The organism is Kitasatospora sp. NPDC041917, from assembly GCF_055589745.1.
The window spans coordinates 17,090-37,643 of record NZ_JBVJBI010000001.1; the positions used below are offsets into that span (position 1 = coordinate 17,090).

General features: G+C 71.1%; 20 protein-coding genes and 1 pseudogene. 7 read left to right on the top strand and 14 right to left on the bottom strand.

The window, feature by feature from the left end; translation table 11 throughout:
- Window positions 1-14: 14 nt before the first annotated feature.
- Genes ACZ6EM_RS00075 through ACZ6EM_RS00085 form a run of 3 tightly spaced genes read right to left on the bottom strand, consistent with a single transcriptional unit; the run spans window position 15 to window position 3,499 of the window.
- Window positions 15-1,010, bottom strand: coding sequence for an AAA family ATPase (locus ACZ6EM_RS00075; RefSeq protein ID WP_465771223.1), 996 nt, complete (start codon window positions 1,008-1,010; stop codon window positions 15-17).
- Between the two features lie 13 nt (window positions 1,011-1,023).
- Window positions 1,024-3,183, bottom strand: coding sequence for a VMAP-C domain-containing protein (locus ACZ6EM_RS00080; protein ID WP_465771224.1), 2,160 nt, complete (start codon window positions 3,181-3,183; stop codon window positions 1,024-1,026).
- A gap of 1 nt (window position 3,184) precedes the next feature.
- Window positions 3,185-3,499 carry a trypco2 family protein gene (locus tag ACZ6EM_RS00085; RefSeq protein WP_465771225.1) on the bottom strand — a complete coding sequence of 105 codons (315 nt, stop codon included), beginning with the start codon at window positions 3,497-3,499 and terminating at the stop codon, window positions 3,185-3,187.
- A 183-nt stretch (window positions 3,500-3,682) separates the two neighbouring features.
- Here ACZ6EM_RS00085 and ACZ6EM_RS00090 point away from each other — a divergent pair, with 183 nt between their 5' ends.
- The 3 genes from ACZ6EM_RS00090 (at window position 3,683) to ACZ6EM_RS00100 (ending at window position 6,506) form a co-directional block, all read left to right on the top strand.
- Window positions 3,683-5,245, top strand: a complete 1,563-nt coding sequence (locus tag ACZ6EM_RS00090) for a type I restriction-modification system subunit M (protein ID WP_465771226.1) — start codon at window positions 3,683-3,685, stop codon at window positions 5,243-5,245.
- Between the two features lie 366 nt (window positions 5,246-5,611).
- On the top strand, window positions 5,612-5,992 hold the full coding sequence (locus ACZ6EM_RS00095; RefSeq protein WP_465771227.1) for a hypothetical protein: 381 nt from the start codon (window positions 5,612-5,614) through the stop codon (window positions 5,990-5,992).
- Window positions 5,993-6,224: 232 nt separating this feature from the next.
- Window positions 6,225-6,506 (top strand): CRISPR-associated endonuclease Cas3'', encoded by a 282-nt coding sequence (locus tag ACZ6EM_RS00100; RefSeq protein WP_465771390.1) that lies wholly within the window; start codon window positions 6,225-6,227, stop codon window positions 6,504-6,506.
- Here the strand turns inward: ACZ6EM_RS00100 and ACZ6EM_RS00105 are convergent.
- The 6 genes and pseudogenes from ACZ6EM_RS00105 to ACZ6EM_RS00130 all read right to left on the bottom strand — a co-directional run bounded on the left by ACZ6EM_RS00105 (window position 6,496) and on the right by ACZ6EM_RS00130 (window position 11,219).
- Window positions 6,496-7,461 carry a restriction endonuclease gene (locus tag ACZ6EM_RS00105; RefSeq protein ID WP_465771228.1) on the bottom strand — a complete coding sequence of 322 codons (966 nt, stop codon included), beginning with the start codon at window positions 7,459-7,461 and terminating at the stop codon, window positions 6,496-6,498. The two genes, ACZ6EM_RS00100 and ACZ6EM_RS00105, sit on opposite strands and share 11 nt — an antisense overlap.
- Window positions 7,462-7,562: 101 nt before the next feature.
- Window positions 7,563-7,690, bottom strand: a pseudogene (locus ACZ6EM_RS00110) (IS5 family transposase); the annotation flags it as partial.
- A 21-nt stretch (window positions 7,691-7,711) separates the two neighbouring features.
- Window positions 7,712-9,058 carry a hypothetical protein gene (locus ACZ6EM_RS00115; RefSeq protein ID WP_465771229.1) on the bottom strand — a complete coding sequence of 449 codons (1,347 nt, stop codon included), beginning with the start codon at window positions 9,056-9,058 and terminating at the stop codon, window positions 7,712-7,714.
- A 35-nt stretch (window positions 9,059-9,093) separates the two neighbouring features.
- Window positions 9,094-9,963, bottom strand: coding sequence for a hypothetical protein (locus ACZ6EM_RS00120; protein WP_465771230.1), 870 nt, complete (start codon window positions 9,961-9,963; stop codon window positions 9,094-9,096).
- A gap of 45 nt (window positions 9,964-10,008) precedes the next feature.
- On the bottom strand, window positions 10,009-10,242 hold the full coding sequence (locus tag ACZ6EM_RS00125) for a hypothetical protein (RefSeq protein ID WP_465771231.1): 234 nt from the start codon (window positions 10,240-10,242) through the stop codon (window positions 10,009-10,011).
- A gap of 122 nt (window positions 10,243-10,364) precedes the next feature.
- Window positions 10,365-11,219, bottom strand: a complete 855-nt coding sequence (locus ACZ6EM_RS00130) for a cytochrome P450 family protein (RefSeq protein ID WP_465771232.1) — start codon at window positions 11,217-11,219, stop codon at window positions 10,365-10,367.
- 35 nt (window positions 11,220-11,254) lie between these two features.
- Between ACZ6EM_RS00130 and ACZ6EM_RS00135 the strand changes: the two genes are divergently transcribed.
- Window positions 11,255-11,464: a hypothetical protein gene (locus ACZ6EM_RS00135; protein WP_401049578.1), complete on the top strand. Its 210-nt coding sequence runs from the start codon at window positions 11,255-11,257 to the stop codon at window positions 11,462-11,464.
- Window positions 11,465-11,577: 113 nt separating this feature from the next.
- Window positions 11,578-13,653 (top strand): tetratricopeptide repeat protein, encoded by a 2,076-nt coding sequence (locus ACZ6EM_RS00140; RefSeq protein WP_465771233.1) that lies wholly within the window; start codon window positions 11,578-11,580, stop codon window positions 13,651-13,653.
- Here ACZ6EM_RS00140 and ACZ6EM_RS00145 read toward each other — a convergent pair.
- Both ACZ6EM_RS00145 and ACZ6EM_RS00150 read right to left on the bottom strand, forming a co-directional pair.
- Window positions 13,581-14,417: a helix-turn-helix domain-containing protein gene (locus ACZ6EM_RS00145; protein ID WP_359898804.1), complete on the bottom strand. Its 837-nt coding sequence runs from the start codon at window positions 14,415-14,417 to the stop codon at window positions 13,581-13,583. The genes ACZ6EM_RS00140 and ACZ6EM_RS00145 overlap by 73 nt on opposite strands.
- 82 nt (window positions 14,418-14,499) lie before the next feature.
- Window positions 14,500-15,360, bottom strand: a complete 861-nt coding sequence (locus ACZ6EM_RS00150; protein ID WP_465771234.1) for an SDR family NAD(P)-dependent oxidoreductase — start codon at window positions 15,358-15,360, stop codon at window positions 14,500-14,502.
- A 154-nt stretch (window positions 15,361-15,514) separates the two neighbouring features.
- Here ACZ6EM_RS00150 and ACZ6EM_RS00155 point away from each other — a divergent pair, with 154 nt between their 5' ends.
- Entirely contained in the window at window positions 15,515-16,177 is a 663-nt protein-coding gene (locus ACZ6EM_RS00155) for an NADPH-dependent F420 reductase (protein WP_465771235.1), read from the top strand.
- Window positions 16,178-16,211: 34 nt separating this feature from the next.
- Here ACZ6EM_RS00155 and galK read toward each other — a convergent pair whose 3' ends face one another.
- Window positions 16,212-17,339, bottom strand: coding sequence for a galactokinase (gene galK, locus ACZ6EM_RS00160; protein ID WP_465771236.1), 1,128 nt, complete (start codon window positions 17,337-17,339; stop codon window positions 16,212-16,214).
- Entirely contained in the window at window positions 17,336-18,442 is a 1,107-nt protein-coding gene (galT, locus tag ACZ6EM_RS00165; protein WP_452179650.1) for a galactose-1-phosphate uridylyltransferase, read from the bottom strand. Before galT ends, galK begins: the two co-directional genes overlap by 4 nt.
- Before the next feature lie 114 nt (window positions 18,443-18,556).
- On the opposite strand from galT, the gene ACZ6EM_RS00170 reads away from it, so the two are divergent.
- Window positions 18,557-19,384 (top strand): DeoR/GlpR family DNA-binding transcription regulator, encoded by an 828-nt coding sequence (locus tag ACZ6EM_RS00170; RefSeq protein ID WP_465771238.1) that lies wholly within the window; start codon window positions 18,557-18,559, stop codon window positions 19,382-19,384.
- Here the strand turns inward: ACZ6EM_RS00170 and ACZ6EM_RS00175 are convergent.
- Window positions 19,381-20,550, bottom strand: a complete 1,170-nt coding sequence (locus tag ACZ6EM_RS00175; protein WP_452179652.1) for a LacI family DNA-binding transcriptional regulator — start codon at window positions 20,548-20,550, stop codon at window positions 19,381-19,383. The genes ACZ6EM_RS00170 and ACZ6EM_RS00175 overlap by 4 nt on opposite strands.
- Window positions 20,551-20,554: the final 4 nt, after the last annotated feature.

Consider the following 20,554-nt stretch of genomic DNA (forward strand, 5'->3'; position numbering starts at 1 on the left):
GCCCGAGCATGCCGTTACACCGCTCCGCCGAGTTGGTGCAGGACGGCTTCGAGGAGGCGTCCTGCGTCGAGGCGCACGCCGCTCTTGCGCAGGAATACGGCGTTCAGGAGCTGGTCGGTGGCCAGTTCGCCGGGGGCGCGGCGGTTGAGGAACTCCTCCAGCAGGTCGTCGATGCCGTCGAGGGCGTCGCGGCCCAGGTGCGCGGAGACGATGTTCCGCAGCCGCTGCTCGTCGGGTTCGGGCAGGTCGAGCCGGACGCAGCGCCGCAGGAACGCTGGGGGGAAGTCACGTTCGCCGTTGCTGGTGATCACTACGATGGGGAACTCCCGGCAGCGGATCCGGCCGCGTGTGACGGTTGCGGGGTGGTCCGGGGCGTCCGTTTGAACGGGGACTGGGTAGCGGCTCTCGGTCAGGCGGGCGAGCTCCGGGATCGCGAACTCGCCCTCCTCGAAGACAGTGAGCAGGTCGTTGGGCAGGTCGACGTCGCCCTTGTCCAGCTCGTCGATGAGTAGCACCCTGGGCCGGTCCTGCGGAACAAGGGCGTTGCCCAGGGGGCCCAAGCGCACGTACTGGCCGATGTCGGGTTCCTGGCCACCAGCGTCGCGGCGCAGGTTGACCTCGCGGAGCCGGCCGACGGCGTCGTACCGGTACAGGGCGTCCTGCAGGGTGGAGCGGCTGTTCACGGGCCAGTGCAGGACTCGGCCGAGGACCAGCTCGTGGGCGAGGGCGTGGGCGAGGGAGGACTTTCCGGTGCCGGGGTGCCCGGTCACCAGGAGTGGCCTGCGAAGGTGCAGGGCGGCGTTGACGACACCGGCCTCGTCAGGGCCGATGAGGTAGGGCCGGGCGCCAGGAGTGCCCTGCTCCTCCAACGGCTCCTCGGCAGAGAACCGGCGCCACGGCGGAGCCGGAGGGAAGGCCACCTCGCGGGGCCTTCCGTCGCCGTGAAACAGCCTCCAGCCGCCGTCCGGCTGAGGGGTCCCACGGCCGGCTCGGGGCTCTGTGGTTGTCATGAGAGGCGGTCTCCTATTCGGGGTCCATCAGGTGCAACGACTCGGGCACCGGTTGCGGGTGCTCGTCCTCCCACACCAGCGAAGGGCGGGCCGGGCCGGTCTCGGGACTCGCGAAGGCCCCGCTCCGGTAAACCCGGACGCGCTCGGGCAGATCGGCCAGGGGGCCACCCGGTTCTACGCCCTGCAGCCTCTTGGCGTCGCCGACGCCGTCGGCCTCTCGGTCCCACAGGACCACCGGGACGCCGAGAGCCAGACAGGTAACGAGCATCTCCATCCGCTTGTCCCGGGGAGTGTGCAGGACGACCTGGGCGGCGTCGCGATGGCTGGTCGTCAGAAGATGCCGGAGCCTCGCCCGGGTGATGGCATTGTCCCCGTCCGTGATCAGTGACAACGCCGCCCCGCTCTTCCAACGGCGTCGCTGATCACTGCGCCGAGCCGAACGAAGCCCAGTGATCTCCGGGCAGGTAAGGGTCAGACGGAACTCGGCCCCGATCGGTTCCTCGGGCAGGATGTCCTCGGACGCGCCCGGATTCCACTCGTCGACGGCCAGGTGAAGTCCCTGCCGGTCGACCAGCACTGACACCCAGGGCACCTGATCGTCCTGACCGGGTTCACCGGCGACGGATTCGACGGCCTCCCGCAGCGACCTGGCGACCTCCGCCGCCGTCCTCGACACCGTCCGTGACTCGTGGAGCACGGTGACTGTGCCGTCCTGGCGGGCGAGGAGGATCCGGCAGGTGTACCGCTCATCGGTGGTCCCTGGATCGCTGGTCAGTTCAAGCACCACGCGCGACACCGGCGACACCTGCCGCCCCACCCATTGGGCGGCGTCCGCACGGCGCTCCTTGAGGGCGGAACGGTGGATGCCCACCCGGTCAGCCACACGTTCGGACCACTTGCGCAGGTCCGCGCCGCACTCGGCCCCCACAGACGCCGCCACGTACTCCACTACCCGCAACAGGGCCGGCACCGCTGGCGTTCCGTCCGCCACGCGTTCGCTGTCGGACATCGACTCCAATTTCTCGACGATCTCGTCGAGGTGATCGACCAACAGATGCGGGTGGGAGAGCGCCTCCGGAAGACGCGCGTACCGCAGGGCTTCGCGCGCCGAGCGGGGAAGCAGCGCGGGATCATCCTCGCAGACACCCCGAAGCAGTTCCAGGAGATCCTCGTACTCCTCCACGGAGAGCAGCGAGCCGACGTCCGCAGCCCGAGCCCAGGTGAGCAGCGCGGTCAGCTCGGCGCGTTCGACCGATTCGATGCGCGCTGTGGCGGCCAGGGTGGTGCTCAGCGATGCGAGTGCGCGGGGATTGTCCGCCACCAGCCCAACGACGTCACCGATCGACGGCTCGTAGCGCTCCGGTATCCGCTGGTATCCCAACTGCTCAGCGAGCGCACGGGCGTGGACGGCTCGGTCGTCCGATTTCGAGAGCAAGAGCCACAGCCGACGCTTGAGTTCCTTCTCGAACGGCGTGAACTCGGCCGCCGGTCTGGCTTCCGGCAACAGTGCGCCGATCTCGGCCAGGCGAGGAGGCCCCCCGGCGTACGTGCGGAAGGCTTGGTCGAAGGCCTCGCTCCCCGCGAACGCGTGGGCAGGGTATGCCCGCAATCGGCGGCCTGCGTACGAGTGGTCCTCCCGGATCACCACGCCGACGAGATGGCCCTCACAGAAGACCGCGGCCCCGGAGGCCCCGCCCCAGGCGTTCCTCCCGTCCTCTCGAACAGCAGGGGCCGGTTCCTGGTCGAGCACGTAGAGACCGCGGGATCCAGAGGACAACAGGGGCAGCACGCCCCGCAGGTGCTCGACCTCACGTTCCTTGCCGGCGTTGGCCAGGGGAAAACCGAGCCCCTCGTAGCGAAGCGGGGCCCTGCCGACGGGGTGCCCCCAGCTCACGGTCCCGGAGACCACCACTGCCTCGGCCAGGCGCAGGAGGACAACGTCCAGGTCCTGTGGGGGCAGCCATACCCGGTCCGCCTCGACACTCACGGTGTCGCCGTCGCCGGGGTGCCCCACGCTCACCTGGATCGTCGGCCAGTGCTTGCCGCTCTCCTTGTCGACCACCACGTGACGGGCGGTGAGCACCAAGCGCGGGGCAATCAGGTAGCCGGAGCCGACTCGATGGGTGCCCTGTGCAATCCGGCTGCGGATCAGCGCCAGTCTGCGCGGATCCATCTCACTCCTCGTCCCAGGACCCGACTTCGTCGTCGCTGATCTCGGGGCTGGTCCCGTTGGCCGCACGGTCCTTGACCGAGAGCTTCAAGGTCAGCTTGTGCGTGCGGACCGTGGTGAGCTCCCCACCCACGCCGACGGCAGCCACCCCGAAGTTGAGCTTGCCGTCGCCCTTGCCACTGTCCCGCAGTTCGAGGTGCAGCTCCAGCTGGGCCTCCTCGATGCCGAAAGCGAACTGCTGGTCGGAGCCCTGGTCCTGCGCCCGATACAGCTCCTGCCGCAGCTCCTCGATCGCCGCTGCCAGTCCGATGCTTGTCATCCCCGCTCCTGTTGCAACCCCGCACCCCATCGGTGGACCGGCGCTCGGCCGCGTCACCCGCCTCACCGTAACGCACTGGCGAGGGACAATGTGCTCCGCCCGATCATTCGGACCACCATCGACGGCGCATGTGCCGTCCGCCCCGGCTGCACTCACCCACGGCTCAAGGAGACGGCTCGCCCGATGGCACCACGTCAGAGGAACTCCCCCGAAGGACCGGAGCTGCCCAATTCGCGCCCCGACCTGGACCTTAATGCCGTCCTTTGGGTGGCAATGGACAAGCTCCGCGGCGTCGTTGACATTTCGCAAGCTAAAGAGGTCCTCCTCGGCCTGATCTTCCTGAAGTACCAGTCCGATGTTTTCGAGGAACTTCGCAGCCGTGTGGCCCAGGAAGCCCGCGCCGTGGGCATCGATGAAGAGCACCTCAACGAGCTCCTGGAAGACCGGAACACGTACGCCGACGCCGACACGATCTGGGTCCCGGATGTCGCCCGCTGGTCCTACATCTCAGACCGGGCCAGGACTCGGTCGGTCGGTGGGCTTCTTGAGGAGGCGATGGCGGCCATCAGGCATGAGAACCCCTTCATGGCAGGTGTCCTGCCGACGCTCTTCTTCTATCCCGGCTTCGACCAGCCTCGTATGAGAGACGTCATGGACCTCATCGACACAATCCGGTTCGACTCCCCCGAGGACGATCCGGAGAGGAAAAGCCTAGGCACGGTCTACGAGCAGGTCATCGACTATTTCATGGCTGCTGAGGGGAAACGAGGTGGCGAGTTCTACACGCCTCCGTCGGTCTCCCGATTGATCGCCGAGGTCATCGAACCGCTTCACGGATCGGTGTACGATCCGGCGTGCGGCGTGGGAAGCATGCTGGTCGAGGCCAGCAGCTTCGTGGAGTCTCGACATGGCCACACGGCCGATATCGCGTTCTATGGCCAGGAGTCCAACGCCCAGTCCTGGCGCCTGGCCAAACTGAACCTCGCCGTCCACAATCTCCGAGCCGACCTTGCCGACACCCACCGCGACACGCTCGCTGACGACAGGCACCCCCGCCTCAAGGCGGACTTCGTCATGGCTCACCCACCCTTTGGCATCCGCGACTGGGCGCGAGACAAGGCCGACCCCAGGTGGAAGTACGGCGTCCCGCCGGGCAATAGCGCCAACTACGCATGGCTGCAGCACGCGATCTCCAAACTTAGCGATCACGGCACGGCCGGCGTCATCCTGCCAAGCGGATCCATGCCATCCTCCGAGAAGGATGAAGGCCGAATCCGGCAGGCACTGATCGAAGCCGACCAGGTCAGTGCCATGGTGGCACTGCCTGCCGGGCTATTTCGCAACACGTCGATCCCGACCTGCCTATGGGTCCTGTCGAAGAGCAAGTCCCCACGGAGGTCAGTTCAGAACGAGGACCGCACGGGTCAGATCCTCTTCATCGATGCCCATCGCTTGGGCCGGGAAGGTAACCGCGGCGCAGTCGAGCTTAGCGATGAGGACCTCGCGGTGATCGCCGGCACCTACCACGCCTGGTGTGGCTCGACCACCGCCCGTCGGCATCGTCGAACGTACCAGGACGAGCCCGGCTTCTGCTTCTCGGCCGATCTGGAAACGGTGCGCGACTACAACTACGCACTGACGCCTGGATACTACGTGGATCTCGTCCCACCGAACCAGGGAAGCTCCAAGGTCGATGCCGCGCGAGGAACTCGATTGACGCGGGACCTCTACGACCTATTCCCGTAGCTCGTGCCCGATGGGCGATAAGCGAAAGGCCTGGCTCCTCGTCCGGCTGTTGATCGACGGCCGTAGGCAAAGATCGACAGGCTTCCTCCTGGCAACGCTCGAACTGAACTCCACTATTTTATAGCGGAGTTACGAGATATGTTCCGATGTCCGCTTGACTACGGCCGGACTCAAAGACGTTGACGAGGTTGGTAACTGAATGATAGCCACCTCTTCTGGCTGCCTCCGCAAGGGCAAGCACCTCACCAGAGCGGTTGCCCGGGCTCGGGCGGAGGAGTTACGGGTCGAGCTGGGACGGGTTCGGCCGCTGCTGCCGAAGCGGAGGAGGCTGCGCGGCGCGCGGCGATTGCCCGCGAGGAGACCGTCGTGGCTCTGGCCGAGGCGGCCGATGAAGCCTCGGTGTGCGATGCGTCCGCAGGTGGGGATGGGACGGTGCTGGCCGGGGTCGGCATGGTCGTGCGGATTCACGGGCACGTCGAACAGGTCACTCTCGTCGCACCGACGGCGAGTGAGCCCTTCGACTCTAACGTCAAGTTGCGATCCTCGGCCATCCCGAACGGTGACCGCCGCCACGGCTTGGCCTCAATCGTCCATGACCACCAGGGCGTTGAGATCCTCGGCCACCCCGAAGGGCGACCGCCACGTGCTGGCGAGGTGTCAGAGCTGGTGGGTGGCCGTGTTGCAATCCTCGGCCGCCCCGGAGGACGACCGCCACGCCAGCTGACCGGCTGTTACGCCGCAGCGTAGCCTGCGCGCCGACGCAAGTTACAGCCACAATCCATGGCATTCCCGGCATTCCCCCTCGGCGTGACCGGCGTGTCGCTCGCACACTCCAGGTTCCGAAGTCCTCCGACCAGCAGCCCCCACGAGCCGCTACCGTACAACCGCATGGGACGCGTAGCCAGCAACGACGGTCAGCGCACCTGCACCGACAGACCCATTTGGGCACAGTCGCAATCCCCACGGCCAGCGCCGCACCCTGGAGGACCACCTCCGCGGATCTGCGGCCCTGGCCAAAAAGTTCGGGTCGACGTTCGGCACTGCCGAGGCAGCCGAATACCTCGCGCTCGTCCACGATGTCGGCAAGGGCTCGTGCTCTTGGCAACACGGGCTGAATCGAGCAGAGCGAAGCGGACAACGGATCGGCGTTCCCCATAAGGAGGCCGGCGCCTGGCTGGCGGCCACCCATGCCGGCAAGCCCTTCGTTACCGTCATCCAGGGCCACCACGCCCCCCCGACAGGGTATCGGGCTACGACGTGAGAACTTCCGCCAGCGACCGGCCCTTCTCCGCCCACTTCTTCAACCGCTCACGGCCGATGAGCCGGACCTTATCCCCCTCCTTGGCCCAGACCTCGGCACCTCCGGTGAACCGGCCGTTGGTAACGACGATCGGCAATGTCCTCGGCGGCAGGTCGGCCCCGTAGAGGTGCTGCACCACCGGCTGACCAACCGTCCCGTTTCCCTGCTGGAAGTGCTTGCACTGTACGGCGATGTGACGCCCCAAATCATCGACAGCGAGGACGTCCACACCCTGGTCGCCGGAGCCGCCGCCGGAGCGGACAACCCGGTACCCGTCACGGTCCAGGAACGCGGCGATCAGGTGCTCGAAGTCCTGGTGGTGGATAGTGTCGATGGCATCCAAGTAGAAGCCGGCGATCGGAGCGAAGATCACCGGACCGTTCTTCTCCGCTGCATCCCACAAGGCGAGGCGGAGTTCTCGGCCACGTCCTGCGGTAGCATCCGACATGACCGAGAACAACTTCTCCAGCCGCACCGGAGACGAATTCGCTTCCCAGGCCTTTCTGCCCGGACCGATCCGGGCAGAAAGTGGCAGGAAGTATTCCCGGCATTCATCCATCGCTGCGGTCAGTGTCTCTGCGGCTTCCCTCCGACTCTGAGAGGCGTGGATCTCAAGTGCCGCGTGCACAGCCTCCCGCGTAACACGGATCTGCCGGATCAAGATGTCCACTGCCGCCTCGACCATGAAGGATTCCTGTCGAAGGTCGGTGATAGACACGACCTCATCGACCGAGAACATCGGAAGCTGGCCGTCTACCTGCATGACGGCGGTCCTAGCCGGGACGGGCTCCGATTCGTTGTGACGACGGAAGGACAGCGCCTTCCGAAGCGCTGCCGTCCGGTCCAGGCCGGTCAGCTCCTGTGCCCTGCAAAACGGGGGAATCAACCCTCGCTCATTCGCTGCTGTCGTCGTCACAGCTCTCCCCTCCGTCGTGCCATGCCGAGGGGAAGCGTACCGAGCGGTAGTGACAGGGCGTCAGGGCGTCTCGCTGGGCATTTCGTCCCTGGCCTGGTGGCTCAGGTTCCGCGCCAGGTCGGGGTACTCTCGCCAGTGAGCCGACGGGTCATGAGGTTGATCATCGCGACGCGGATCATGACCTCGGAACGGGTGGGGAGGCTTCGTAGTCGCGGGCCGGGCGGCGGTGGTTGTGCGGGTCCGCGCAGGGCTACCTCTTCTCCGGCCCGTGGGGGCTCCAGCCGTGCAGGAAGGGGCGCAGTGCTTCAGGGGTGGCTGCGGGTAGTGTAGGAGTTCGCGGGTAGGTGGCGAGCGGGTCGATGCTGTCGGCGTAGCTGTGGGCCCAGGTGATCCATTCGAGTACTGCGTGGGCATCTTCCTGTGTCGTGGGGTTGCGGTCGAGGTGTTGTTGGAGGGCGTCGCAGTAGGAGCGGATGCGAGTGGCTTCCTGCCAGGCGTCGATCTGTGCGCGCAGGTGGTCGCGGCGGTGGGTGTCGAGGAGTTGGCGGCGGGCCTGGTCCATGGCTGTCTGCCACGCGTTCCGGGTCTCGCGGGCTTTCTGTTCGCGGGCGGCTTGGCGTTCGCGGTCGATTTCGGCGCGCTGTTCGATCTCCCTGAGAATTCGGGGCAGCGTGTCCTCGAGCTTCCAGCGCCGGCGGTCTCCCCATTGGTAGCGGCGGCCATTGTGGTTCCAGTCGTGGGAGAGGCTGAGGTCGAGCAGGTGGGAGGGTTCGGTGGTGTGCTGGGTCACGCGTTGCCATGGGTATCGCACGCTGTCGGTGTCCGGGATCTCCACGGATCCTTCTGTGAAGGTCAACGGGTAGGTCTTGTCGTGGACTGTGATCACCAGACTTGCGCGGGATTCCTCCGGCCTCGGCTCGATCGTCATGCCGCTGCCTTCGGCGGCGGTTGCTAGGGCGTGCAGGATGCGGCGGGCGCGCTCCTCGCAGTCGGGGCACACGGGTAGCTGACAGTCGCGCACCGCTGGGTGGAGGGATGTGACGGGTAGTTCCTCATCAACATGGATTGGGGCATCGGGTGGTTGGGCTCGGGTCCGCGGTTCGCTGGCAAGGAGCCGGATGACGAGGTCGCCCCTGTCACGGCCGGTGTGGGCGAGACGGTGCCCAAGTGGCAGGGCATTGGATGTCCTCGCAGCGCGCAGGGCTTGGCGGAGCCGGGCGCGTTCGGCGGGCGGCGGGTCGGCGATATGCAGAACGCCTCCGGCCTTTTCGATGTCCGCGATGAGCTGTTCAGCGGCAGCGTCCGGTGGTGATCCTGCCCGCGTGTTCGTCTCAGGGGCGGCGTTCGGCGGAACTGCTGTTTCGGTCCGCCGAGCCGGGCGGGCAGGAGTAGTGGGCCGGGTGAGGCGCTGCTGTCCTGTGGGTGTGGGCGCGGCGGTCCAGTGCCCACCGGCCCAGGTGGTCGTGACCAGTCCCCGTCTGCGCAGCGCGTAGACGCTGTGGGCCAGCGACGAGTCCGCCGAGGTGACCGGGTCCTGCCCCTGGCAGATCCGGCGCAGGACGGCGAGTTGCCGGTCGTTGAGGCGTTCGTCGGGCACGGGTGTCGTCTCCTTCACTGGACGAGAACCGGTGGTCAGCCCGTGTGGCCGGGTAGTTGCCGAAGGAGTTCGAGCGGAATGCCCAGCCGCTGCTCGAGCCGGTCTGCGGCCCTGGCCTCGCCCACGGCGCGCAGCGCGCGGATGGCTTCCTCCGCGAGCTTCCCGATACGCACGACCTCGGTGCGCAGCGCATGGAGTTCGTCGAGGCGTTCGGTCGCGGTGGCTCCGCACCATTGGCGGACGAGGTCACGCCCGCGCTTGTACTTCTGCTCCACCTCGGCGCAGACCTCGGGGCTGTTGTGCATGCCCTGGTCCTTGCCGCGCCCCGGGTAGTACTTGCCGTGGACCGCGTCCTGCAGGGCCTGTTCCTCCTCTTTGGCGAGGACGGCGACCAGGTGGTCGGCGTGGGCCGCAGCGATCAGTGGCATGACGGTGAGCGTGATCGGCCAAGGAGCGGTCAGTGTGCCCTCGTCGTCGGTGAAACCGCGCGGATCTGAGCTGAACAGGTCCGGTGAGACGTCCAGCATCGCGACCAGGGCTGGAACGTCATGGACGTAGAGGACTCCTCGCTCCCGGTAGTTCCAGCCCATCGACACCACATCGCTCACTGGACAGCGGTCGAAGACCATGCTCGCCGCGACGAACTCGGCATCCTCGTCGTCCACCGGCCCGTCGCTGGTCAGCGCATCCCACCTGTCCTGCCGTTGAAGCCAGGCGTCCTTCTGCTCCCAGGGCACACGCAACCGGGCCACGGGCACCCAGTCCTCGCGGCCCTCCGCCTCATCCGCCATGAATCGCACCCGCACGCGCACGGGGCGCTGCGTGCCAATCTTCACCACCTCCACCTCGCTGACCGGGCCCTTGTACGGCGCCACCCGGTACGCCCAGCGCTCACCCGACTCCACAACCAGGCTCCCGTTCCCTCGACCGGTCACACGAACGCACACCGATCAGCACTTGGACCGCAAGGAGAAGTCCTCTGGGCTGCGCAGCACGCGCTTCACGTCCGCGTGCCGCAACACCGCCCAGTAGCCAGGCCCGGCCGGCCACTCCCCCACCGCCAGCTCCTCCACCCAGCAGACCAGCGCCTCGGCCCGCAGCTCACGGAACAGCTCGTACGGCACGCCCTCGGCATAGGTCTCGGAGAGGAAGATCCGGTTCACCCGCGCCTGATCGAAGCCCATGTCGACCGACCGTACGCCACCAGCCAGCCGCTCACCAGCATCCGGTCACATCGGGCGTCCGGCGATGCCAGTCTCCTCCTCACGCGACGAGACACGAAGGCTGACTGACGCAACTAGACTATTCAGGAGGCAAGTTGGAGATCATGTTCCGGTGTCCGCTTGACCACGGCGAAGAGGAAGAACATGGTCTCGAACTCCTCGGCCGTCAGCCCCGCTTCGAGCGTCCTGGAGAGCAGGCCGCCCGGGGCGGGCCGCCGGGCCAGGCCGTGGGCGTAGGCGAACATGTCCGCCAGCGCGGCGCGGGAGCGGGGGTTGACCGGGCGGCCGTCCGGGGCGGTCCGGGTGGTGGGGCGGTGGGCGAGCGCGGCACGGCCGAGCTCGGTGAGTGCGGCCGGCTCCACGGTGCTGGAGTGGGCGTAGTCGGCGTCCTGGTAGCCGATCACCCGGTTCGCCCAGTCCAGCAGCAGCAACCGGTCCTGCTCCGGCACGCCCATCACCCGGGCCAGTGTCCACACCGGCAGGTCGGCGGCGAGCGGGACGAAGTCCGCGCGACCGGCCGGCCGCACCTCCTCGATCAGCTCCCGCACCCGGCCGTCGACCGCCTCGGCCAGCTCCGCGAGGGCGCGCGGGGTGAACGCCGCGGCGACGATCCGGCGCAGCCGGGAGTGGTCGGGCGGGTCCTGGTTGAGCATCATCGCCCGGGCGAACTCCAGGTCCGCCGGGGTGTCGGGGTCGCGGATCTGGGTGGCGCCCAGGTGCGAGGAGAACAGTTCGGGGCTGCGCAGCACGTGCTTGACGTCCGCGTGCCGCAGCACCGCCCAGTACCCGGGGCCTCCGGGCCACCCGCCGACCGGAGGCTCCTCGACCCAACAGACGGGAACGGACTCGCGGAGGTTCCGCAAGAGTTCGTGAGGAACGCCGTGGGCGTAGGTGTCCGGGAGGAAGATCTGGTTGACGTACGCCTGATCGAGAGTCACATGGACGGACGGTACGTCAGGGTCATCACGATGTCATGGACGGTGAAAAGGTGTTCGAGTTCAACGGGATGGTCGGTCCGGACGCTCGCTGCCTCGACGGCGGCGGCGAGCGCTGGACCACGCAGCCGGCCGGCGGGGCCACGACGGGCCACGCGGCGGCCGACCGGTTCCGGCCCGCCACCGAGGACGAGGCCGGACAGGCGCTCGGCGGCGGCCGGAGCCGCGAGGCGCGCACGTTCTGCTAGGCACGGTTCGATGCCGGCGGCGAGCGCGGCGGGGAGGCCGGTGACGAGGGCGCGGAGGGCCGGGCCTTCCATAATGGTGCCCATTCAACACGCGGGGCGGTGGGGGCGAGCAGGTGCAGGGCTGGCAGGTCAGGAACGGCATCGAGAACAGCACGGTCAACGGCAGCACCTTCCAGGCGCGCGAACTGACCGTCCACCAGTACGCCGCGCCGGCCGCCGACGTGCGGTGGCCGGTGGTGATCGGGCGGTTCCCGCCCAGGGCGACGGCGTTCCAGCCCCGGGCGGAGCTGCGCCGGGCCATCGACGAGGCCCGCGGGGAGTACGGGACGGTCGTGCTGAGCCAGGTGCTGGCGGGCGGTGGCGGCGTCGGCAAGTCACAGCTCGCGGCGCACTACGCGCGCGCGGCCGTCGAGGCGGGCACCGACCTGGTGCTGTGGGCCGACGCGGCCGAGCCGTCCGCCGTGACCGACCTGTACGCCCGGGCCGCCGTGGAGCTCCGGGTGCCCGGGGCGAGCGGCGAGGCCGAACAGGACGCGGAGCGCTTCCTCGCCTGGCTGGCCGTCACCGAGCGGGGCTGGCTGGTCGTCCTCGACAACACCACCGAGCACACTCCCGAGGAGTTCTGGCCCGTCACCAGCCGGGGCGGACGCGGACGGGTCATCGCGACCACCCGCCACCGGGGAGCCGCCAGTACGGGCGGCGACCGGACCCTCGTGGACGTCACCACGTACTCCCCCGCCGAGTCCGCCGCCTACCTCGGCGAGCGGCTGGAGCGGGCCAAGTGCGCCCGCTTCCTCGACGAGCACGCGGAGGAGCTCGCCGAGGCGCTGGGCCACCTGCCGCTCGCGCTGGCCCACGCGGCCGCCTGCATGGTCAACACCCGGCGCGGCTGCGGCCGGTACCTGGAGCTCTTCCGCGACCGCTCCCGCAGCCTGGACGCCGTTCTGCCGGCCCGCTCCGGTGCCGACGGCTACCGGGGGCCGGTCGCGGCGGCGCTGCTGCTGGCCCTCGACGCGGCGCAGCAGGAGGAGCCGGTCGGGCTCGCCGGGCCGGTCCTCCGGTTGGCGGCGCTGCTCGACCCGGCCGGGCATCCGCAGGAGCTCTGGGGCACCGAGCCGGTGCTGGAGCATCTCGGCAGGGTCCGCGGCGCGCCCGTCACGGCCGACGACGCGATGGAGGCGCTCGCGCTCCTGCACAACTACAGCCTCGTCACCCTCACCGAGACCTCCCACCGGGAGGTGACCCTCCATGCGCTCACCGCCCGTGCCACCCTCGACACGGGTCCCGACTCGACGCGGGCGGGCATCGTGGTCGCCGAGGCCCTTCTCGAACTGTGGCCGACCGCGGACTACGGCATGCAGGGTTTGGCCGCGACGCTCCGGGCCAACACCGACGTGCTCACCAGGCACGGGCCCACCGGCCTGATCCAGCGGCCGCTGGGGATGCACGTGCTGCTGTTCCGCTGCGGCGCCAGCCTCGTGGAGGCGGACCTGTACGCCACCGGCATCCAGTACTGGACGCATCTCGCCACCGCGAGCGAGCGCGTCCTGGGAGGCGACCATCCCGACACTCTCGCGGCCCTCGGGAACCTCGCGCAGTCGTGCTGGGAGGCCGGACGCACCGACGAGGCGATGAGTCTCCAGGAGCAGGTCCTCGCCGACCTCCAACGCCTCCACGGCAGCGACCACCCCACCGTCCTGATGGCCCGCAACAACCTGGCCGCCACCTACTCGGAGGCCGGACGCGTCGAGGACGCCATCGGTCTCCAGGAGCAGGTCCTCGCCGACCGCCGGCACGAGCTGGGCGCCGACCACCCGGACACCCTCACGTCCCGCAACAACCTGGCCGCCACCTACCTGGAGGCCGGACGCGTCGAGGACGCCGTCGGTCTCCAGGAGCGGGTCCTCGCCGACCGCCGGCGCGTCCTCGGCGGCGACCACCCGGACACCCTCACGTCCCGCAACAACCTCGCGGTCATGTACCTGCACGCCGGAGACGTGGAGCGAGGGGTGGAGATGCTCCGCCGGGCGGCGGCGGACCTCGACCGCGTCCTCGGGCCGGACCATCCGTCGACCGTCCTGGCCAGGGAGAACCTGCTCGAAGTGACGGGGGAACCTCAGCCCGAGGCCGCCCAGGACAGCAGCAGCCGCAGCCCGTCGTCCGACGCCGAGCCCGGGTCGGCGGTGTAGGTCACCAGCGCCTGGCCCGGGTCGTCGGCCGGCCGCAGGGTGTCGTACACGAGGTCGAGCGTGCCGGCCAGGGGGTGGCGGAAGGCCTTGCGGCCCGAGGTCTTGTCGGCGACCGGGTGGTCGGCCCACATCCGCTGGAACTCTTCGCTGCCCAGGCAGAGTTGGCCGATCAGCTCGGCGAGCAGCGGGTCGTCGGGGCGGCGGCCGGCCTCCAGGTGGAGGAAGGCGACGTTCTCCCGGGCGCACGCGGCCCAGTCGGCGTAGAGCTCGCGGGAGGCCGGGTCGAGGAAGGTGATGCGGGCGATGTTGCGCTCCTCGACCGGCAGGGCGCCGTAGTCGCCGAGGAGCGCGACGGCGGCGTGGTTCCAGGCCAGGACGTCCATCCGGTGGCCCATCACCAGGGCCGGGGTGTGCGGGAGCTGCTCCAGCAGGCGCAGCAGCGAGGGGCGGGGCCGCTGGCGCTCGACGGGGCGGCGGGGGCGGGCCGCGGGCCGGGCGAGGCGGTGCAGGTGGCCGGACTCGTCGGGGGCCAGCCGCAGGGCGCGGGCGACGGCGTCGAGGACGGCGTCCGACGGGTTGCCGACGCGGCCCTGTTCGAGGCGGGTGTAGTAGTCGACGCTGACTCCGGCGAGGTGGGCGAGCTCCTCGCGGCGCAGCCCGGCGACGCGGCGGCGGCCGCCGTAGTCGGGGAGGTCGACGTCCTCGGGCCGCAGGCCGGCGCGGCGGGTGCGGAGGAATTCGCTCAGGGCGCTGCTCGGGTTCACGTCATGGATTGTCACCCGGACGGGTGCCGCCGTGCCTGGCCCTGTCAGGACCAGGCACGGCGGGGCCGGGGCGGTCAGCCGGTCAGCCGGTCAGGGACGGGAAGGCCGGGACGAGCCCGCCGTCGATCACGATGTCCTGCCCGGTGATGTACGAGGAGCGGTCGGAGAGCAGGAAGGCGACCGTCTGCGCGACGTCCTCGGCGGTGCCCAGCCGGCCGAGCGGGACGTGGCCGCGGACCGGCTCGTGGTCGGCCGGGTCCGGGAGGGCCGAGTGGAACATCTCGGTGACGATGTAGCCGGGGCTGACCGAGTTGACCCGGATGCCGCGGCCGGCCAGTTCGCTGCCGAGGGTGCGGGCGAGGCTGAGGACGGCGGCCTTGGTGGCGGCGTAGACGGCGGCGCCGGGCAGGCCGCGGTGCGGGGTCCAGGAGGCGTTGAGGACGACGGATCCGCCGCCGGCGGCGTCCAGCAGTGGCAGGGCGTGCTGGACGGTGAGGAACACGCCCTTGAGGTTGACGGCGACGATCCGGTCGAACTCGGCCTCCGTCACCTCGTCCACCGGTTGGAAGCCGGCCACGCCGGCGTTGGCGAAGACCCCGTCGAGCCGGCCGTACCGCTCCCGCACGGTGTCGGCCAGCCGGGCGAGGTCGGCCGCCACGGAGGCGTCGGCGCGGACGGTGAGCAGCCGGTCGCCGGCGTCGAGGCGCGCCGCGGCGCGGGCGAGCCGCGCGTCGTCGCGGCCGGTGACGACGACCCGGGCGCCGGTGGCGAGGAGGTGACGGGCGGTGGCGAGGCCCATGCCGCTGGTGCCGCCGGTGACGAGGACCGTGGCGTCGCCGGGGACGGTGACGGCGGAGGGGGCGGTGACGGCGGAGGGGACGGCGGCATCGCCGGGGACGGTGGCGTCGGAAAGAACGGTGGCGTCGGAGGAAGTGTGGCTCATGCCGTTCACCTTCGCGACCGGTGCCGGGCCGGCACCAGGCCCGCCTCGACCGTGGGTCCCGGAAAACCACCCTGCAAACCGGGAATCGGCGCGATCACCGGATGGTTGGGCCAGGGCGACGGTCCAATACGGCACTCGCGAAGAGGGACTTCCCATGAAGATCGGCATCATCGGCGCGGGCAACATCGGCGGCAACCTGACGCGACGGCTGACGTCGCTGGGGCACGAGGTATCGGTGGCCAACTCCCGTGGCCCGGAGACGCTCAAGGCACTGGTCGAGGAGACCGGCGCGACGGCGGTGACGGTCTCCGAGGCCGCCCGGGGCGCGCAGGTCGTGGTGGTGACGGTGCCGCTGAAGAGCGTGCCGGACCTGCCCGCCGGGCTGCTGGACGGCGCCGCCGAGGGCGTCGCGGTGATCGACACCGGCAACTACTACCCGAAGGAGCGCGACGGCCGGATCGACGCGATCGAGGACGGCGGGCTCACCGAGAGCCGGTGGACGGAGCAGCACCTCGGGCACCGGGTGGTGAAGGTGTTCAACGGCACCTACGCCCAGGACCTGCTGGAGCGCCCGCGACCGGCCGGGGACCCGGAGCGGCTCGCCGTGCCGGTCGCGTCGGACGACGAGGCGGCCAAGCGGGTGGTGCGCGAGCTGGTCGACGCGTTGGGCTTCGACACCGTGGACGCGGGCGGGATCGACGAGTCCTGGCGCCAGCAGCCGGCCACCCCGGTGTACGGGCTGCGCGCCGGGGTCGAGGCGGTCACCCGGGCGCTCGCGGAGGCCTCCCCGGAGCGCCCGGCCGCCCACCGGGCGTAGGGCCTGTCCTCAAGCCCCCGCCCGGCGGAGCGGTTCAGCGGAGCCGGCGCGCCCCCTCCGCCGGGACGGCGGTGAGGGTGCGCGGCTCGGCGTACCCGGCTTCGCGGAAAGCGGCGGTGACCTCGGCGGCGACGCGCTCGGCGGTGTCCGCGTCCACCAGGGCGATGACCGAGCCGCCGAAGCCGCCGCCGGTCATCCGCGCGCCGTGGGCGCCGGCGGCCAGGGCCGCGTCGACGGCGAGGTCGGTCTCCGGGCAGGAGACCCGGTAGTCGTCGCGCAGCGAGGCGTGCCCGGCGGTGAGGATCGGGCCGAGCGCGGCGAGGTCGCCGGCGTCCAGACGGGCGACGGCGGCCTCCACCCGGGCGTTCTCGGTGACCACGTGGCGCACCAGGGGAACCAGGTCCTCGGGGAGCCGGGCGAGCGCGTCGGCCAGGCCGGACGGCTGGAGCGAGCGGAGCGCGGGCAGCCCGAGCAGGACGGCGGCGCGTTCGCAGCCGGCCCGCAGCGCGGCGTAGGCGCCGTCGCCGAGGTCGTGCTTGACCCGGGTGTCCAGGACGAGCAGGGCGAGGCCCGCGCCCGCGAGGTCGACGGGAACCTGACGCGTCGTCAGATCGCGGCTGTCGAGGAACAGGGCGGCCCCGGGGCGGCAGCACATCGAGGCCATCTGGTCCATGATTCCGCAGGGCACGCCGACGAAGGCGTTCTCGGCCCGCTGCGCCAGCACCGCCAGCTCCGGGCCCGCCAGGCCCAGCCCGTACAGGTCGTTGCAGACGGCGGCGACGACGCACTCCAGGGCGGCCGAGGAGGAGAGCCCGGCGCCGCCGGGCACGTCGCTGTCCAGCCGGAGGTCGGCCCCGCCGACCCGGTGCCCGGCCTCGCGCAGCGCCCACACCACTCCGGCCGGGTAGCCGGCCCAGCCGGGCACCGAGCCGGGGGCGAGGTCGTCCACCTTCAGCGTCACCAGGTCACCGCCCTGGGCGGACCAGAGCCGCAGCAGCCCGTCCTCCCGCCGGGCGGCCTGGGCGCGGACGGTCCGCGGCAGGGCGACGGGGAGGACGAACCCGAGGTTGTAGTCGGTGTGTTCGCCGATCAGGTTGACCCGGCCGGGGGCGGCCCACTCCCCCTCGGAGGGGCGGCCGTACAGCTGCTCGAAGGTGTTCATGCGGCGACCTCCCGCAGCCGGCGGGCCGCGTCCTCGGGGGTGACGTCGTTGACGAAGGCGTCCATGCCGGATTCCACCCCGGCCAGGTACTTGAGCTTGTCGGCGGTGCGTCGGATGGTGAACAGCTCCAGGTGCAGGGCGAGTTCGTCCCGCTGTCCGGCCGGGGCCTGGTGCCAGGCGGAGATGTACGGGGTCCGGCCGGTACCGAAGAGCCGGTCGAAGCGGCGCAGCAACTCCAGGTAGAGGACGGGGAATTCGTCCCGCTGTTCGGCGTCCAGCGCGGTCAGGTCGGGCACCCGGCGGTGCGGGTAGACATGGACCTCGTACGGCCAGCGGGCGGCGAAGGGGACGAAGGCCGTCCAGTGCGTCCCGGCGAGCACGATGCGGTCGCCGTGGGCGCGTTCGGCGGCGAGCAGGTCCTCGAAGAGGTTGCGGCCGGTGGCGGCGCGGTGTTCGGCGGCACGGGTGGCCATCCGGGCGGTGCGCGGGGCGGTGAAGGGCAGGGCGTAGACCTGGCCGTGCGGGTGGGCGAGGGTGACGCCGATCTCGGCGCCCCGGTTCTCGAAGCAGTAGACCTGCCGCACGCCGGGCAGGGCGGAGAGTTCGGCGGTGCGGTCGGTCCAGGCGTCCAGGACCAGCCGGGCGCGCTCGGGGGTGAGGTCGGCGAAGGAGGCCTCGTGGTCGGCGGTGAAGCAGACCACCTCGCAGCGTCCCGCGCCGGGGCCACTGGTCCACAGGCCCCCGGCCGCCCGGACGGGCTCCGCGGGCGGGCCCGCCAGCGAGGGGAAGCGGTTCTCGAAGACGGCCACCTGGTAGTCCTCGGCCGGGATCTCGCTGAGCCGCCCGTCCCGGGACGGGCAGAGCGGGCACTCCTCGGCCGGCGGCCGGTAGGTGCGCGCCTGGCGGTGGGCCGCGATGGTGACCCAGTCGCCGGTGGCCGGGTCCAGTCGGACCTCGGAACCGGGGGCCTGCGGGTCGAGCGGCCGTTCGTCCACCGCGGTCCGGGGGGCGGCGGTGCCGCCGTCGTAGTAGATCAGCTGCCGACCGTCCGCGAGGGTGGTCACTGTCCTGACGGTGGGCTGGGTCAGGGACGTACCGGGCATGGCCCTTCTTCCTCCGAGTGAAGCCATTGGACATGGGTAAATCAACAGAAAGCTACAATCTCAAACATTATCCACCATGGGCACGCGACCGAAGTGCTCGAAGGAGGCCTCCCGATGGCTGACAGCGCCCAACCGCTCGCCGGACAGCGCCGCGTGCTGATCCTGGAGCAGATCCGCGAGCGCGGCGGGGTCCGGGTCACCGAGCTGGTCCGCGACCTCGGGGTCTCCGACATGACGGTCCGGCGCGACCTGGACGCGCTGGCGCGCCGGGGCCTGGTCCACAAAGTGCACGGCGGCGCCGTCCGGGTCGACGCGCCGGCCACCGGCGAGCCCGGGTTCGAGACCAAGGCGCACTGGGAGCTGCTCGCCAAGGAGGCGATCGCCCGGGCCGCCGCCGCGCTCGTCCCACCGGGTTCGGCGGTCGCGCTGGCCGGCGGGACGACCACCTTCGCGGTCGCCCGGCACCTGCGCGCGGTCGAGGGCCTGACCGTGGTGACCAACTCGCTGCGGATCGCCGAGCTGCTGGAACAGCCCGCCGAGGACGGCACGCCGGCCACCGCCACGGTGATCCGCACCGGCGGCGTGCGGACCCCCTCGGACGCGCTGGTCGGACCGGTGGCCGACCGGGCGATCCGCTCCCTGCACGTCAACCTGCTGATCCTGGGCTGCCACGGGCTCTCCCCCGAGGCCGGGCTGACCACCCCGAACCTCGCCGAGGCGGAGACCAACCGCGCCTTCCTCCGGTCGGCCCGCCGGGTGGTCGTGGTCGCGGACCACACCAAGTGGAACGCGGTCGGCCTGGCCACCTTCGCCGACCTGGACCAGCTGGACGTCCTGGTCACCGACGACGCCCTGCCCGCCGAGCAGCGGGCGGCCGCCGCGGGCATGGTCGGCGAGCTGATCGTGGCGGCGACGGCGGACCGCACGAACCGGCCCGGCTAGCCCGGCCGGCCCGACCGGCCCGGCTCACCCGACCGCCCCGACCGCCCTGGCTCGCCGAACCAGCCCGACCAGCCGGATCGCTCCGCCCCGCCGGAGCGGCCCGAACTCCCCCGCACCACCAGCTCGGTGGGCAGCTCCAGCCCCTCGCCCGGCGCCGCCCGCCCGCGCACCTGGTCCAGCAGCCGGCCGACCAGCGCCGTGGCGATCGCCCGCAGCGGCAGCCGGACCGAGGTCAACCCGGGATGGAGGTGCCGGCAGAGCGGCGTGTCGTGGAACCCGGTGACCGCCACCCCGCCGGGCCCGATCACCAGCCCCTCCGCCCGGACCGCCTCGTACACGTCCAGTGCCAGCAGGTCGCTGCCGGCCGCGACGGCGGTCGGCCGGTCGGGCCCGCGCAGCAGCGCCCGTACGGAGGCCGTCACGGAGCCCCCGGCCGCTCCCCCGGCCCCGTCACCGGCCCCCGCCCCCGCCCCCGCCGCGTCCGTCGCCACCGCGGACAGGCCGAGCCGGTCGGCCTCGGCCAGGAACCCGGCCCGCCGCGCCGCCATCCAGGGCAGCTCCTCGGCGGCCCCGAGGTAGCCGATCCGGCGGTGGCCGAGCGCCGCGAGGTGCCGCACCACCTCGGCCATCGCCGCCTCGTTGCCGATGTCCACCCAGTGCTGCGGCTGCCCGGGCCCGGTCCGTCCGAAGCTGACGAACGGGACGCCGAGCCGGGCCGCATGGGCGATCCGGACGTCCTCGTGCAGCACGTCGGCCAGCACCAGTCCGTCCACCTGGCGGGCCGCCACCAGCTCGTCGATCGACGCCGCCGGGTCGGCCGTGCCCTGCCCCGGCCGGAACAGCAGCACCCGCTGCCCGGCCGCCCCGGCCGCGTCGACCAGGGCCTCCAGGAAGCCGGCCATCAGCGGGTTCGGGTCGAGCGGGTCGTCCACCGGGGCGAGGTAGCCGATGGTGCGGCGGGCGCCGCTGCGCAGCGAGCGGGCCGACTGGTCGGGCTGGTAGCCGAGTTCGCGGATCGCCGCGTTCACCCGCTCCAGGGTCTCCGGGCGGACCCGCTGCGGCGCGTTCAGCGTGTTGGAGACGGTCTGCCGGGAGACCCCGGCCGCCCGGGCGACCTCCTCGATCGTGGCGGCGCCACGGCGCGGGCGGTGCGGTCCCTCGGGCATGCGG

Excerpts from the sequence above, each read along its gene's own strand:
- ACZ6EM_RS00170 (WP_465771238.1), top strand. The coding sequence starts at position 18,557 with ATGGCTGACAGCGCCCAACCGCTCGCCGGACAGCGCCGCGTGCTGATC.
- ACZ6EM_RS00135 (WP_401049578.1), top strand. The coding sequence starts at position 11,255 with ATGGACGGTGAAAAGGTGTTCGAGTTCAACGGGATGGTCGGTCCGGAC.
- ACZ6EM_RS00150 (WP_465771234.1), bottom strand. The coding sequence starts at position 15,360 with ATGAGCCACACTTCCTCCGACGCCACCGTTCTTTCCGACGCCACCGTC.
- ACZ6EM_RS00155 (WP_465771235.1), top strand. The coding sequence starts at position 15,515 with ATGAAGATCGGCATCATCGGCGCGGGCAACATCGGCGGCAACCTGACG.
- ACZ6EM_RS00085 (WP_465771225.1), bottom strand. The coding sequence starts at position 3,499 with ATGACAAGCATCGGACTGGCAGCGGCGATCGAGGAGCTGCGGCAGGAG.
- galT (WP_452179650.1), bottom strand. The coding sequence starts at position 18,442 with ATGCCCGGTACGTCCCTGACCCAGCCCACCGTCAGGACAGTGACCACC.
- ACZ6EM_RS00175 (WP_452179652.1), bottom strand. The coding sequence starts at position 20,550 with ATGCCCGAGGGACCGCACCGCCCGCGCCGTGGCGCCGCCACGATCGAG.
- ACZ6EM_RS00090 (WP_465771226.1), top strand. The coding sequence starts at position 3,683 with ATGGCACCACGTCAGAGGAACTCCCCCGAAGGACCGGAGCTGCCCAAT.
- ACZ6EM_RS00125 (WP_465771231.1), bottom strand. The coding sequence starts at position 10,242 with ATGGGCTTCGATCAGGCGCGGGTGAACCGGATCTTCCTCTCCGAGACC.
- galK (WP_465771236.1), bottom strand. The coding sequence starts at position 17,339 with ATGAACACCTTCGAGCAGCTGTACGGCCGCCCCTCCGAGGGGGAGTGG.
- ACZ6EM_RS00080 (WP_465771224.1), bottom strand. The coding sequence starts at position 3,183 with ATGGATCCGCGCAGACTGGCGCTGATCCGCAGCCGGATTGCACAGGGC.
- ACZ6EM_RS00075 (WP_465771223.1), bottom strand. The coding sequence starts at position 1,010 with ATGACAACCACAGAGCCCCGAGCCGGCCGTGGGACCCCTCAGCCGGAC.